This is a genomic window from Pseudomonas sp. CK-NBRI-02 (assembly GCF_008124495.1).
Taxonomy (GTDB): domain Bacteria; phylum Pseudomonadota; class Gammaproteobacteria; order Pseudomonadales; family Pseudomonadaceae; genus Aquipseudomonas; species Aquipseudomonas guariconensis.
In genome coordinates this window covers 220,898-234,887 of sequence record NZ_VSJH01000039.1, presented here as the reverse complement: position 1 = coordinate 234,887, position 13,990 = coordinate 220,898, and the positions used below count along the sequence as shown (strand labels likewise).

10 protein-coding genes are annotated in these 13,990 nt (G+C 61.2%); 5 read left to right on the top strand and 5 right to left on the bottom strand.

Going from position 1 to position 13,990, the window contains the following annotated elements:
- Positions 1-22 precede the first annotated feature (22 nt).
- Both DQ397_RS22300 and DQ397_RS22295 read right to left on the bottom strand, forming a co-directional pair.
- Positions 23-5,032, bottom strand: a complete 5,010-nt coding sequence (locus tag DQ397_RS22300; RefSeq protein WP_043214951.1) for an RHS repeat domain-containing protein — start codon at positions 5,030-5,032, stop codon at positions 23-25.
- 41 nt (positions 5,033-5,073) lie between these two features.
- Positions 5,074-6,021, bottom strand: coding sequence for a hypothetical protein (locus DQ397_RS22295; RefSeq protein ID WP_148921628.1), 948 nt, complete (start codon positions 6,019-6,021; stop codon positions 5,074-5,076).
- Between the two features lie 208 nt (positions 6,022-6,229).
- On the opposite strand from DQ397_RS22295, the gene DQ397_RS22290 reads away from it, so the two are divergent.
- Complete coding sequence (locus tag DQ397_RS22290) at positions 6,230-6,796, top strand: DJ-1/PfpI family protein (RefSeq protein WP_043214946.1); 567 nt, start codon at positions 6,230-6,232, stop codon at positions 6,794-6,796.
- Positions 6,797-6,978: 182 nt separating this feature from the next.
- Here the strand turns inward: DQ397_RS22290 and DQ397_RS22285 are convergent, their stop codons facing one another.
- Positions 6,979-7,377: a nuclear transport factor 2 family protein gene (locus DQ397_RS22285; RefSeq protein ID WP_043214944.1), complete on the bottom strand. Its 399-nt coding sequence runs from the start codon at positions 7,375-7,377 to the stop codon at positions 6,979-6,981.
- A 115-nt stretch (positions 7,378-7,492) separates the two neighbouring features.
- Between DQ397_RS22285 and DQ397_RS22280 the strand changes: the two genes are divergently transcribed.
- Together DQ397_RS22280 and DQ397_RS22275 are read left to right on the top strand one after the other, a co-directional pair.
- Positions 7,493-8,083, top strand: coding sequence for a GNAT family acetyltransferase (locus DQ397_RS22280; RefSeq protein ID WP_043214941.1), 591 nt, complete (start codon positions 7,493-7,495; stop codon positions 8,081-8,083).
- A complete protein-coding gene (locus DQ397_RS22275) occupies positions 8,080-8,952 on the top strand; it encodes a carbon-nitrogen hydrolase family protein (protein ID WP_043214939.1) in 873 nt (290 codons plus the stop codon). The genes DQ397_RS22280 and DQ397_RS22275 overlap by 4 nt, the downstream gene beginning before the upstream one ends.
- A 121-nt stretch (positions 8,953-9,073) precedes the next feature.
- Here DQ397_RS22275 and DQ397_RS22270 read toward each other — a convergent pair whose 3' ends face one another.
- Complete coding sequence (locus DQ397_RS22270) at positions 9,074-10,597, bottom strand: fumarate hydratase (RefSeq protein WP_043214937.1); 1,524 nt, start codon at positions 10,595-10,597, stop codon at positions 9,074-9,076.
- Positions 10,598-10,852: 255 nt separating this feature from the next.
- Between DQ397_RS22270 and DQ397_RS22265 the strand changes: the two genes are divergently transcribed.
- Complete coding sequence (locus DQ397_RS22265; protein WP_043214934.1) at positions 10,853-11,785, top strand: iron-sulfur-binding ferredoxin reductase; 933 nt, start codon at positions 10,853-10,855, stop codon at positions 11,783-11,785.
- A gap of 117 nt (positions 11,786-11,902) precedes the next feature.
- On the opposite strand, the gene pyk is transcribed toward DQ397_RS22265, so the two are convergent.
- Positions 11,903-13,354: a pyruvate kinase gene (pyk, locus tag DQ397_RS22260; protein WP_043214932.1), complete on the bottom strand. Its 1,452-nt coding sequence runs from the start codon at positions 13,352-13,354 to the stop codon at positions 11,903-11,905.
- Positions 13,355-13,535: 181 nt separating this feature from the next.
- On the opposite strand from pyk, the gene DQ397_RS22255 reads away from it, so the two are divergent.
- Positions 13,536-13,919, top strand: coding sequence for a tol-pal system YbgF family protein (locus tag DQ397_RS22255; protein WP_043214930.1), 384 nt, complete (start codon positions 13,536-13,538; stop codon positions 13,917-13,919).
- The last annotated feature ends 71 nt before the right edge of the window (positions 13,920-13,990 follow it).

The following is a 13,990-nucleotide window of genomic DNA, read 5'->3' as shown; positions in this document are numbered from 1 at the left end:
GGGTGAATCCCGAGCGCGGCTGTTACCGTGGGTGGTAGAACTTTCCGGTGGCGTCTTCATAGCTCGGATGGTGTTTGAACGGGCCGGTTTCGCCCAGGAACCGCCGCCACCGGGAGATTTTCTGCATCGGGACCGTTGGCGCAAAGCCTTGACGAGTGAAGCGCTGGACCGTGGAGATATCGTAGAGCGTGATCACCTTGTCATACCCATACACAGGACGTCGGAGCACGTCCGCCACGCGCTGCGCGGCTCCGCTCTTGCCGCCTTCGCAGGCCAGTAGGAACAGAGGCACATTCGCATCGACGTCTCCTAGGCGGGGTGCGATCTCCTTGAGTGTGACCTCCAAAGGATCAACCATCTTCCCCTTGCTGTTCATCAGATGGCCAAACGGACTGCCGTGGGTCTCGAATGCCTGGTACCCCTTGCCCAGGAAGTTGCTGTGCCAGGACACGTCATGGTCCAGATAGTTGTTCTCGAACAACACTTCGCTGGCATACCACTTACGGACCGGTTTGGTGACAGGAGAGGTACGTGCACGAAGGGCCATCTTGCGAGTGAGGGCCATCGGCTGGGTCGGCTTCGTCATCATGCTGGTCACGCTGCTGGCTAGGCCGGTACCGAGGGAGATCCAGCCGAGCACGCTGGCGGCTTGCTCATCCTTGCCGCTGGTTTCCAGCGCGAGCGCGGCGACACCGGTGCCCAAGGAAATGGAGTTGAGCGTTGCCGTTGCGACCGCCAGTATTCCATTGAAGCTGATGATGCCTTTGGTGAACATTGCTGCGATGGCCGGTACGGCGCTGCCCATGCTGGACACAGTGACGGCGAGGCTGATGGCTACACCCGCAGCGGCTGCCATCCAACTGACCCAGCTATGGCCATCCGGATCGACACGGTTAACCGGATCGCCACCACAGTAGGTGTAGGGGTTGATGCCGCCGCGGCCAAACGGGCTTTCGTTGTCGGGGCTGAGGAAACACATCAGCACAGGATCGTAGGGGCGATAGGCGTCTGGGATGATCCAGCCAGTCAGCGGCTCGTGCTGCTCGCCGCAATAGCCGAATGCGGTGTTCCGTGCGGCTGCCGGGTCGGAATCTGCGCCGTGGACGCTATATCGACGGCTGTGCAGCTCGGCACCTGCCTGTAGTCGAACGCTGCCCTGGCCATCGCATCCGAGCAGGATGCTCTGCTGTACCCCTTCGGCCACTTTGTTCAGTGCAAACAGGATGGTTCCATCGCTCATCATCTCCACCTGCTCACCTTGTTGCTGCTGGTGGGTCAGCTGCGCCCCGCTGTAGAAGCTGCGAATAAGTGTGCCATCGAGTACCCGGTCGCACAGCTGGCCACTAGGGTTGTATCGGTAATGGCAGGTGCTTTGCTGGTAGCGCACGCTGGTCAGCCGATCCTGGCTGTTCCACGTCATGCTGCGGCCGAGGCTGTCGTGGACCAGCCGGCCACAGGCGTCGTAGCTTAGATCGATCCTGGCCGGCCAGCTGGGGTGGGTATGGGTTATCGACACGACCTGCGTTGGGTCGGTTTCGGCGAAGCGGAAAAGGGCAGTATCGTCGGTGCCATCGGCGAAGGTGCTGTACACTTCTTGCAGGCCATCGAGCGCGTTGAAGCGAAAGCGCTGCTCCACGATAACGTTACCGAATGGGTCCTGCGGTGCCATCTCGCCATCGGCGCGGTAGTGCACCAGGCGACCGCGAAGATCATAGGCGAAGTGTTCCTCAGTTTTGCGCCCATCCTCCTGCCAGGTACGTGTGAGCAGTTGGTCGAGGGGGGAATAGGCCAAGGTCTGGTAAAAGGTTTGACGTTGTTCCCCCTCGGTCACGCTGAAGGTTCGGCGACTCTCGCGACCCAGGCTGTCATAGTCCAGTTGCACGTTCATAACCCGGTCGCCGACAAGGTCCTCGGTGGTGAGGGTCGCCGGTCGCGAGAGGGCATCGTAGGTGAAGGATGTTCTTGTGCGGTCGGCCTTGATGCTGGCTAGACGTCCGAATGCATCATGCGTCCGTTGGTGTTGGATACCTGCTGCATCGGTGAAGGCAAGCAGCAGCCCGTTCAATGAGTATTGCCAGTGTGTCTCGTGTGTCTGGCCGTCGACCGTCCAGATGTCATGTTGCGGTTTTCCAGATGGGGTGAAACGCCATTGTTGACGGCCGAGTTCCCCCTCGGCCTGCGTTGGTTGGTAGTGCCGCTCGTGGTAGGTCAGTCGTTCGCGGGGTTGCCCTGCGACCCTACTGACGATCAGCGCATTGCCTAATGACGGTTCATAGCGGAAGGCCACGCGATTGCCATCGGCCAGGGTCGTGGCTACGGGCGGCATCTGGCCTGGGCGATAGTGGTGGCGGGTTGTACGTCCACCGACCTCGACTGACAGTTGGCGCCCGAGACCGTCGAATGTCTGGTGACCTGCCCGAAGGGGAAGGCCAGGCACCTGCTCCGTTTGCGGGGTGACCATCATGGTTTCGACGTGCGGGCCATTGCTGTGGGCAGCGTAGGTCCATGACAGCACAGTGCCGTCTGCCAGTACGTGTTCGCAAAGGCGGCCGTGATCGTCATAACGCATGCGGGTGATGATCGCCGGCACGTCGTCTGTCTCTATCCGCTCTTCGATGGTCCTGCCCAACCCATCCCGTACTTGCGTGAGGGTACGAACCCGCTTGCCATCGGGCGTCAAGTGCTGCTGTTCGATCGGATTTCCTGACGAGTCATGGCGTACTGCCAGCTTCCTCCCTACCCATTGTCCTGCCGACTGCCAGTGTTCACTGCGCCGCGTGACAGGGTCGTTTTGGTGGTGATGCTCAATCCCTTCCGGGCTGGTGCTCAGCGCAGGCTGTCCCCAATCGTCGTACACCGTGGTGCTGGTCAAGACCAGTGGCTGGGTGGCGTTCTCACCCAGCCAGTCTTGCTGGGTCTGGCTGACCAGCCGTCCCAAGGCGTCATATTCCTGGCGAGAAACCTCCCGGAACGTGCCGGGTGCATGATCGAGGTCCTCCTTTTCCATCATCACGACACGGCCATCGCCATCGAGCCATTGACGCTGTCGGCAACCGTGGACATCGGTCTGTTCGATCATGACGCTGCTGTGCAGCGTACTCATGGAAGCGTGGCCGACCACGCCGTCGTGCAGGTGATAGCGGGCGGTGCGTATTGTCTGGAAGGGGGTATCGACAGCATTCGTGGTGCGCACGATGCGCCCGATCACATCGTACTGGTAGCGATTGATCGTTGCATTTCGGTCTCTTTCCCAGGTGGTCTGGCCGGTCAATAGCGACTGTGCGCTGGTTTGGCTTGCGCTGTTCTCGTCATCATTCTCGAAGCCAATGACAGTGGTCTTGATAATCAGTTCGTCTTTCGTGAGCTGGTAGTCGTAGCGCGTGGTGGTGGTTTTGCCTCCGAGGTAGGTGACGCTTTGGCGCTCCCGTGCATAGAGGGCTCCGGGTTCGCTGACATAGCTGTGCTCCGTTCGCTGCAGTACCCGATCGTCCTGCACTGCGAAGCATTCTTCGCTAGCGATCACCAGATGCGCGGGCGCACTTTCGAGCAGTGACGGCAGTGTCTGGTAGGTGTAGCGGTAGCCGAGGGTAGGTGCTTCGCCCTTGCCGGGGGCGGGTACCACGGTTCTGCATTTCAGATGCCGCACCAAGCCAAACGGGTCGGCGGGGCAGCCTTCACTGCCTTGGGCGGGATAGTACTCGCTGTGTTCCTGGACGCCGTTGGGATAATGGACTTCCACGATGTTGCCGAACGCATCGTACCGGTAGGTGATGATTTCACTGCGAATGGCGTTTTCGCGGCTATGGTCCCGGTAGCAGGTAGTCACCTGATGAGGCAACTGACAGCTGACGGACTGCTGTGGCCACTCGAGTGCCGGGTCGATGCCGTAGGACATCAGAGTGAGGACTTCACACTGGCCGCGTTGGGAACGTTCTTCGGTCAGCAAATGAAAGCGATTCCAGATACGGCTGGTGGTGCCGAGCGTTTCACCGAGCGCGTCGGTCATGGTCTCGATGACTTGATACTGATAGTCGTGGCTGGTCTGGTACAGATTGTCCCGGCCAATGTCCCAGACGAATGCCTGGTCGCTGCCGAAACCCAGAAAATTGCTGTCACCTACCCAGGTGTAACTTCGGTTCAGCTCGTTGTGAGGCGCTCCGGCCGAATGCGTCCAGGACGCTACGCGCGGCAGATAGGGGAATGGGCTTCCCGGCGGCAGGTGATGACCTTCCTTGCCTGTTGCCCAGTGCACGATGTCTGTCGAACCCAGGGGGCTGCGTAGTTTGGCGGGTAACAGTAACCGTGCCTTACGATCGAGCTCAAGGGTGTCGTATTCGATTTCGAAGGAGGGGGCGATATCGGGTAGCAGGATCTGCGTAAGCCGATCGTTGCTCATCAGCAGGCGTAATGTGGCGGACTGCGCTGTACCCGGATTCAACGTCAGATGCACTGCGTCGTCGTTCTTTTCGAGGAGTAGTATTGTGCGCTGCTCATCTCGGATCTGCTGGAGCATGCAGTCGTTATCCCCGAACGGCTGCCAATCGAGAAACAACCGGCGGCCTTCGGCAGAGCGCATTTCCTCGACCAGAAACCGTGGGCTGGATTGCTGCTGGCGGAGTATTTCGCTTTCGCCGTTTTTTTTCTCCACCTTCAGGCTGCCGTCAGCTTGTTGCAACAGTTGCAATGTTTCGAGCTTCTGGTCGAGAAACCTCAAAGGCTGGTCGATGGCAAAGCTGGAGGTGTCCATGTCGATGGCGAACTGTTCACCTGATGTCAGGGTAAGTCGGGTGGTCTCTTGATCGAGGTAAAGCTCGGACAGCCCCAGGTTCCACCCTTGGCCATATCCTCTGTCACTCATCGAGCCGAGTGTGTTGAAGGCCAGGTTTAGCGAAAGCGCGGGGCCGCAGAGGTGATTGGCGGGGGGGAGCGGCAAGACCAAAGCGAGGGTGAACTGGCCGGTGCGGTTGTCCACACCGGTTTTGAGGCAGTCGAAGAAGTTGCTCGCCTGGGAGTGAAATGGAGTATCAGTCATGGGAACTCGTGTCGAGAGATCGGGTGTCGGTGAGCGCGGCTTCAGAAGTTCGTAGTGAAGCCGATTCGCTTGCCGCCATCCATGGGGCGAAATTTGACCGTATGTTCGTTGCCGTGCTGGTCGATGACCGCCCAGACACTTTCGTATCGCTTGTCGATGACCAGTCTCTGCCTGACGGTCAATCGTGCATAGAGCAGCGTCATGGCCCCTGGTTTAGCGTTCAGCGCGATATGAAACTTGCGGTCCAGGGAATACCAGTGCGGCGGTTTGCCGATATCGAAAGCATGAAGCGTATGGATTTTCGAGATGTAATGAATCTGGCCCACGGTTGTCGTGGAGGTATAGCCTGTGGACTGGATGGAGAAGTGCCTGCCACCGGGACATTTCAGACTTCTGTTGGCCACAATCCGGAAGTTTGGATTGATGAAACGCAGGTACCAGAGATCAAGGTCGTAGTTCTCATGGTCATGTGCATCCTCTCTGTCCAGTTCGAAATGGGTTTCGTCCAGGCGAAGCGGAGAAATCGATTCGATCTCCACCGACGATACGAAGGGGGCCACAAGCGTATCGAACCAGGTGTCGTCATCTTTCTGAATGCGGGCATGAAGCGTGCTGAGCGTGCCGCCCGGAAGCGTCGAGGACACATAGAAGTGACGGCGTAGCACCTTGAGCGAGCTACTCAACGATCTGCTCAAGGACCTCGTGTGTATCTGTGGGTGATGCGCATGGTACTCGAATCGTTCATCGCGCCTGGTGGCCGCTTTCAGACCTGTGTTTGCTGTGTCTGTATGTGTGAGGTCTATAACAGCGCCATCGTCATCAAGTACGAAGAGCCTTAGGCTGTTCAGTGACGCTGAACTAATGGTTTGCCCTTCACGCGCTTCTAGCGTGATGCTGACTTTGACCTGTTGTCGGCCATTGGCATAGAGGCGGTTCGAGTTGGAAGTGATGTCGATGCGGAAGCGTCGGAGCCATTGATTGGCTTGCATTGTGCGGATCACGAGTCTGACCTGTATGGGAACTTCGACTCATTAAAGTGGGCGTTCCGAGCAGCGTGGAGATATATAACTACCGCACTGCAGGCAAGCTGCTGGGTCGGAAACCATTCGACGGGCTCTGTGCCGATTGGCTTATCGGATCCAGCAAAGCGGACTATCGTGCAGGGATTGTTCCCATGCAACGGAAGGGGTGGATGCGATGACGGCCAAGAAAATTCTCATGCTGGTGGGTGACTTCGTCGAGGACTACGAAGTGATGGTGCCGTTCCAGGCACTGAAGATGGTCGGGCATACGGTGCATGCGGTGTGTCCGGAGAAGCTGGCCGGGCAGACGGTGCGCACGGCGATCCATGACTTCGAGGGCGACCAGACCTACAGCGAGAAGCCTGGGCACAACTTTGCCTTGAACTTCGATTTCGTGCAGGTTCGGGCCGAGGGGTACGACGCGTTGGTGATCCCCGGTGGCCGGGCGCCTGAGTACCTGCGCCTGGATGAGCGGGTGCTGGCGCTGGTCAAGGCCTTCGACCAGGCGGGCAAGCCGATCGCGGCGGTGTGTCACGGGGCGCAGTTGCTGGCGGCGGCAGGTGTGCTGGAGGGGCGTGAGTGCAGTGCGTATCCTGCGTGTGCACCTGAGGTACGGTTGGCGGGGGGGCGGTTTGTGGATATCGCTCTGGACCAGGCGCATGTGGATGGGAAAATGGTGACGGCGCCTGCCTGGCCGGCGCATCCTGCCTGGTTGGCGGCGTTTCTGCGGGTGCTTGGGTAGTTTCTTGGGCTAGGTCGGTGTCGGTGTTGGTGGTTTCATTCATTTGAGTTGTCGACGCTGACTCACCGTTTCGCCCTTACGGCGGGTCACTTTTGCCCAAGAGCAAAGTAGGTCGCCGTAAGGGCGAGAAGCGCCATCAGCGCCCCCACCAACATTGGATATTCACACGCTCCTCAAAAAGCTCAACCTACCTGCTCAACCCAATCATTCAAGTTGTAGTAATTGGTCACCCGAGCAATCTTCCCACAATGGATATAGAAGAACGCCCCCGCCGGCAGCACATACGTCTGTCCGTTGGCCGGTGGCAGCCCTTCGTCGTCGGCCAGGTACTCCCCATGTACGGTGAACTCCGCCGCCGCACGGCTCCCATCGGCATTCTGCATCACCACGATGTCCGCCAGACGCTCCCGGTAGCAGCGGTTCATCTTGTCCATGAACGCTGCAAACGCCGCTTTGCCCATCTGCCGCTCACCCTGGTTGATGTCGTGAATCACATCTTCGCTGAGCAATCCGAGGAAGGCGGGCATGTCGCCAGCATTGAAGGCTGCGTAATAAGCGTTCACAAGTTCGGTAGCGGTCATGGCAATGTTCCTGTCGTGTACGGGAAAGGGGATGGCTTGGGCCGGATGATAGGGTTTCCCCTCAAGCCCGGCTTAGCCGAGCGCGTCATCCACATCGACAAAACGACCGCTAAGCATGGAAATCCGCCTGTTGCACGGCGCCGCGATTGCGCCTTACATCGATGACCTCGCTCGCCTGCGCCTTTCGGTGTTTCGCGAGTTTCCCTACCTTTACGACGGTACGCCGCAGTACGAGGCCGACTACTTGTCCACCTACGCCCGCTCCGGGCGCAGCCTGGCGGTGCTGGCCATCGACCAAGGGCAGGTGGTGGGGGCCTCCACGGGCCTGCCTCTGGTCGACGAGACGCCTGAATTCCAACAGCCGTTCCTGGCCCAAGGGCGCGATCCTGCGAGCGTCTACTACTTCGGCGAGTCGGTGCTATTGCCGGCTTACCGGGGCCAGGGCTTGGGTGTGCGCTTTTTCATCGAGCGCGAGTCTTACGCTCACAAGCTCGCCGAATTCGACTACTGCGCGTTCTGCTCGGTCGAGCGGCCGGCCGGGCATCCCCGGCGTCCTGCCGACTACAAGCCCTTGCACGGCTTCTGGCGCAATCGGGGCTTCTTGCATGAGCCGTCGCTGCGCACGACCTATGCCTGGCGCGACCTCGACGAGGAGCAGGCATCGGCGAAGATCATGTCCTTCTGGCTCAAGGAACTACCCTTGTGATCCGTCTGGCCGCTTGCCAGTACGCCATCGAGCTGCACACGACCTGGGCGGCCTATGCCGAGCACCTCCAGAGCTTGTGCGCCGAGGCTGTCGAGGGCGGCGCGCAGTTGTTGCTGCTGCCTGAGTATGCGGGGCTGGTCCTAAGTGGCCAGCTGCCCTCTGAGCAACGGAGCGACCTGAAGGGATCGATCGCTGGGATCCAGCCGCTGATCGAGCCCTGGCTTGCCTTGTGCGAGGGAATCGCTCGGCGCTGGGGAATCTATCTGCAGCCAGGCAGCCTGCCGGTGCTCGAGACGGACGGGCGCTACCGCAACCGTGCCTGGTTGTTCGGACCGGACGGCGTGCTGGGTTATCAGGACAAACTGATCATGACCCGCTTCGAGCGTGAGCAATGGGACATCGCTGCTGGTGAAGGGCTCAAGGTGTTCGATACGGCGCTGGGACAATTGGGCATCCTGATCTGTTACGACAACGAATTCCCCCTGCTCGCCCGAAACTTGGCCGAACGAGGCGCCGACTTGATCCTGGCCCCAAGCTGTACTGACACCGAGGCTGGTTATCACCGGGTGCGCATCGGTGCCCAGGCCCGAGCACTGGAGAATCAGATCGCGGTGCTGCAAAGCCCGACGGTGGGTATGGCGCCTTGGTCGCCGGCGCTTGACGAGAATATCGGACGGGCAGGGCTGTTCGTGCCGCCGGATTACGGCATGCCGAGTAATGGGGTGATTGCCGAGAGCGCCGAGCTTTGCCCTGATGGCAGTCGCTGGCTGCTGGGTGAAGTCGATCTGGAGGAAGTACGTCGGGTTCGACGCGAAGGACAGGTGTTCATCCGGCGGGACTGGCCGGAGCAGTTCGACAGAATTGGATAGGACAGTTGCGGCCCCTTCGCGGGTGAACCGGCTCCTACGAACGCTCCACTGTTTTGGAGTTCAGTGGATGCCCTGTGGGAGCGGGTCCATCCGCGAAGAAGGCGCCGCTGCTACATCAGGCTTACTTCACTTCAACCGCAAGGCTCTGCGCGATCTTGCTCTGCCACAGGGCGGGACCGGTGATGTGCACCGACTCACCGTTGCTGTCCACCGCGACGGTGACCGGCATGTCCTTGACCTCGAACTCGTAGATCGCTTCCATGCCCAGCTCGGCGAAGGCCAGGACCTGGGACTTGCGGATTGCCTGGGCCACCAGGTAGGCGGCGCCGCCAACGGCCATCAGGTACACCGCTTTGTTGTCCTTGATCGCCTCGATGGCGGTCGGGCCACGCTCGGACTTGCCGATCATGCCCAGCAGGCCGGTCTGCTCGAGGATCTGGCGGGTGAACTTGTCCATGCGGGTGGCGGTGGTCGGGCCGGCAGGGCCTACCACTTCGTCACCGACCGGATCGACCGGGCCGACGTAATAGATGAAGCGGCCTTTGAGGTCGACCGGCAGCTCTTCGCCGCGGTTGAGCATCTCGACCATGCGCTTGTGCGCGGCGTCACGACCGGTGAGCATCTTGCCGTTGAGCAGCAGGGTCTCGCCCGGCTTCCAGCTGGCGACTTCTTCCGGGGTGATCGCATCGAGGTTGACGCGGCGGGCGCTCGGGCCGGCTTCCCAGACGATTTCCGGGTAGGCGTCCAGCGACGGCGCTTCCAGCTCGGCCGGGCCGGAGCCGTCCAGCACGAAATGGGCGTGGCGGGTGGCGGCGCAGTTCGGGATCATGCAGACCGGCAGCGAGGCGGCGTGGGTCGGGTAGTCCATGATCTTGACGTCGAGCACGGTGGTCAGACCGCCCAGGCCCTGGGCACCGATACCCAGCTGGTTGACCTTCTCGAACAGCTCCAGGCGCAGTTCTTCGATGCGGTTCTGCGGGCCACGGGCCTTGAGCTCATGGATGTCGATGGACTCCATCAACACTTCCTTGGCCATGACCGCAGCTTTCTCTGCAGTGCCGCCGATGCCGATACCCAGCATGCCAGGCGGGCACCAGCCGGCGCCCATGGTCGGGACAGTCTTCAGGACCCAGTCGACGATCGAGTCGGATGGGTTGAGCATGGCCATCTTCGACTTGTTCTCCGAGCCACCGCCCTTGGCTGCGACGTCGACCTCGACCTTGTCGCCGGGCACGATGGAGTAGTGGATGACGGCCGGGGTGTTGTCCTTGGTGTTCTTGCGGGCACCGGCGGGGTCAGCCAGGATCGAGGCGCGCAGGACGTTTTCAGGCAGGTTGTAGGCGCGACGCACACCCTCGTTGATCATGTCGTCGACGCTCATGGTGGCGCCATCCCAGCGCACGTCCATGCCCACGCGCACGAACACGGTGACGATACCGGTGTCCTGGCAAATCGGGCGGTGGCCGGTGGCGCACATGCGCGAGTTGATCAGGATCTGGGCGATGGAGTCGCGCGCAGCGGGCGACTCTTCACGCAGATAAGCCTCGTGCATCGCCTGGATGAAATCGACGGGGTGGTAGTACGAGATGAATTGCAGGGCGTCGGCAACGCTCTGAATCAGGTCGTCTTGCTTGATCACGGTCATGCAGCGCGCTCCTCTTAAAGACGGGAACATTCAAAAAGGCTCTTCCGACACAGCCGACCAGCGCGTCGAAACACCTTGCAAGGCGCGCCGGCAGGCAGTGGCCGACGCAAAAGGGCGCGGCAGTATAGCGCGCATCGATGCCCGGCACACCTGCGCGTGGTCTGGACCAAGGTCGGCATGCTGTGGGCATCCTTTTTGCTCAATTGCCGGGCAAGCCCTAGAGTGGGCGCAGTGATGTGTGGAGATGTTTCGATCATGCCCGAACTTCGCGTCGGCGAGCACCGCTGGAGCGTGCCGGCCGCCAGCAACCTGCTCGACGCCCTCAACGAGGCCGGCTATGCCGTGCCCTACAGCTGCCGCGCCGGCAATTGCCACGCCTGCCTGGTGCATTGCCTGGAAGGCCAGCCCGAGGATGCCATGCCCGAAGCCTTGAGCAGTGAGCAGCGCGATCAGGGCTGGCGCCTGGCCTGCCAGTGCCGGGTGAACGGCGATCTGCAGGTCGCCGTCTTCGACCCGCTGACCGACGGCTTGCCTGCACGGGTCTGCGAGCTGGACTGGTTCGGTGACGTATTGCGTTTGCGTCTGCAACCCGAGCGGACTCTGCGCTATCAGGCAGGCCAACATCTGGTGCTGTGGCAGCAGGGCGTTGCACGGCCTTATTCGCTGGCCAGCCTGCCAGGCGAGGACAGGTTTCTGGAGTTTCATCTGGACTGCCGCCTGCCGGGTGCCTTTTGCGATAAAGCCAGGCATTTGGTCGTCGGCGACGGACTGCGCCTGGGTGAGCTCAGGGGCGGTGCCCTGCACTACGACGCCGGGTGGCAGGATCGGCCGCTATGGCTGCTGGCGGCAGGGACAGGGCTTGGGCCGTTGTGGGGGATTCTGCGCGAGGCGCTGCGACAGGGGCATCAGGGGGAAATCAAGGTGATGCACGTGGCGCGGGATCGCCAGGGACATTATCTGGCTGGCCCCTTGAATGAGCTGGCGAGCCGTTATCCACAGGTGAGTGTGTGCTGCGTGACCGCAGAGGCGTTGGAGGAAGCGTTGGCGGGGTTGTGCCCTTCGTCGCGACAGACGGTGGCGCTTGCGTGCGGAGCGCCGGGCAGTGTGGAGCAGTTCGCGCGGCGGCTGTTCATTGCCGGTGTGCCGAGGAACCAGGTGTTTGCCGATGTGTTCACCGAACATGCCTGAGTGAACAGAGGAGGGCGTTGCCCTCCTTTCGCGATGCAAGGCCGCCCCCACAGGTAAAGCGGTGGGCGCTGGCCAAGCCTGCGATGGGCCGCGAAGCGGCCCCAGGGTCCGACAACATCAGACCAGCGGATCACCCACGTGCAGGATCTTCATGCCGTTGGTGCCACCGATGGTGTGGTAGCTGTCGCCTTTGGTCAGGATCACCCAGTCACCCTGTTGCACCAAGCCGCGCTTGAGCAGTTCGTCGACGGCTGCCTGGCTGACCTTTTCGGCTGGCAGCGAGGCTGGGTCGAAGGCGATCGGGTAGACGCCGCGGAACAGCGATGCACGCGCCTGGGTGGCACGGTGCGGCGACATGGCGTAGATCGGCACGTGCGAACGCAGGCGCGACATGATCAGCGGGGTGTAGCCGCTCTCGGTGAGGGCGATGATCGCCTTGACGCCCGGGAAGTGGTTGGCGGTGTACATCGCGGCCAGGGCGATGCTTTCGTCGCAACGTTCGAACGTCGTGTGCAGGCGGTGGCTGGATTTCTGGCTGGTCGGGTGCTTCTCGGCACCTTGGCAGACGCGGGCCATGGCCTTGACCGCTTCGATCGGGTAGGCACCGGCGGCGCTTTCGGCGGAGAGCATGACCGCGTCGGTGTTGTCCAGCACGGCGTTGGCCACGTCGGACACTTCGGCGCGGGTCGGCATCGGGTTCTGGATCATCGACTCCATCATCTGGGTCGCGACGATCACCGCTTTGTTGTTGCGGCGGGCATGCTGGATGATCTTCTTCTGGATGGCGATCAGCTCGGCGTCGCCGATTTCCACGCCAAGGTCACCACGGGCGACCATTACCGCGTCGGAGGCTGCGATCAGGTTGTCCAGAGTCTCGTCGTCGGCGACGGCCTCGGCGCGTTCGATCTTGGCCACCAGCCAGGCGGTGCCACCGGCTTCGTCGCGCAGCTTGCGGGCATATTCCATGTCGCTGGCGTCACGCGGGAAGGAAACGGCCAGGTAGTCCAGGTCCATCTCTGCAGCCAGCTTGATGTCGGCCTTGTCCTTCTCGGTCAAGGCCGGCGCGGTCAGGCCGCCACCTTTGCGGTTGATGCCTTTATGGTCGGACAGCGGACCGCCGATGATCACCACGCAGTGCAGGGCGTCGGCGGTCGCGGTTTCGACGCGCATGACCACGCGGCCGTCGTCGAGCAGCAGCTCGTCGCCGACACCGCAGTCCTTGACCAGGTCGGGGTAGTCGATACCGACGATTTCCTGGTTGCCTTCGGTCAGCGGATGGGCGGTGGAGAAGGTGAATTTGTCACCGATCTTCAATTCGATGCGCTTGTTGCTGAATTTGGCGATGCGGATCTTCGGACCCTGCAGATCGCCCAGCAGCGCGACGTGGCGGCCATTCTTGGCGGCGATGTCGCGGATCAGGCGGGCGCGGGCCTTGTGCTCGTCTGGAGTGCCGTGGGAGAAGTTCAGGCGCGCCACGTCCAGGCCGGCGAGGATCAGTTGTTCGATCACTTCCGGTGAATTGCTGGCGGGGCCCAGGGTGGCGACGATTTTGGTACGGCGGATGGTCATGCACAGACTCCTATAGTGAAGCGCAGCGAAAGGCTACTCCTGAATATCGCTGTAGTCATTGTTCCGTTGCACTACCTCACCAGTTGGCAGGGTGGCGTTTGAACGGTCGGGGTATGCTTGCAGATGCATGTGAAGATTTGCCGCGCCAGGCCGATACACTGTCCATCAAAGGAGATCCCCCATGCGAGCCCTGATCGTTTTAGCCGTCGCGGCCAGTGTCGTCGGCTGCACCCGCTGGTCGATGGACCATCACCTGAACAATGCCTACCGAGCCTATGACCGGGGCGACTGCCAGCGTGTGATGCTGGAGCTCTCACAGGTGGACCGCACCAGCCGGGCACGGCCGTTCATCCATCCGGAAGTTTCGATGCTGCGTGGCCAGTGCCTTGAGCGTCAGAAGCTCTACATGGACGCGGCCCAGACCTATCAGTACCTGATGCAGCGTTATCCACAGAACGAGTATGCCTACCGCGCCAAGGCGCGCCTGCAGACCCTCGAACAGCTTGGGCACCTGCGTGGCGAGTCGGCGGTGGCGACGCCTGCGACCGGTACACCTTGGCGTTAACACCAAGGTGTTCTTGATTTCATGGAAATGCCGAGTCGCGCTGAGCTAATCTGTTAACCAGATGTAACGCT

Coding starts and splice junctions, on each gene's coding strand:
- DQ397_RS22295 (WP_148921628.1), bottom strand. CDS start 6,021: ATGCAAGCCAATCAATGGCTCCGACGCTTCCGCATCGACATCACTTCC.
- DQ397_RS22290 (WP_043214946.1), top strand. CDS start 6,230: ATGACGGCCAAGAAAATTCTCATGCTGGTGGGTGACTTCGTCGAGGAC.
- DQ397_RS22265 (WP_043214934.1), top strand. CDS start 10,853: ATGCCCGAACTTCGCGTCGGCGAGCACCGCTGGAGCGTGCCGGCCGCC.
- DQ397_RS22285 (WP_043214944.1), bottom strand. CDS start 7,377: ATGACCGCTACCGAACTTGTGAACGCTTATTACGCAGCCTTCAATGCT.
- DQ397_RS22280 (WP_043214941.1), top strand. CDS start 7,493: ATGGAAATCCGCCTGTTGCACGGCGCCGCGATTGCGCCTTACATCGAT.
- DQ397_RS22300 (WP_043214951.1), bottom strand. CDS start 5,032: ATGACTGATACTCCATTTCACTCCCAGGCGAGCAACTTCTTCGACTGC.
- DQ397_RS22255 (WP_043214930.1), top strand. CDS start 13,536: ATGCGAGCCCTGATCGTTTTAGCCGTCGCGGCCAGTGTCGTCGGCTGC.
- DQ397_RS22270 (WP_043214937.1), bottom strand. CDS start 10,597: ATGACCGTGATCAAGCAAGACGACCTGATTCAGAGCGTTGCCGACGCC.
- pyk (WP_043214932.1), bottom strand. CDS start 13,354: ATGACCATCCGCCGTACCAAAATCGTCGCCACCCTGGGCCCCGCCAGC.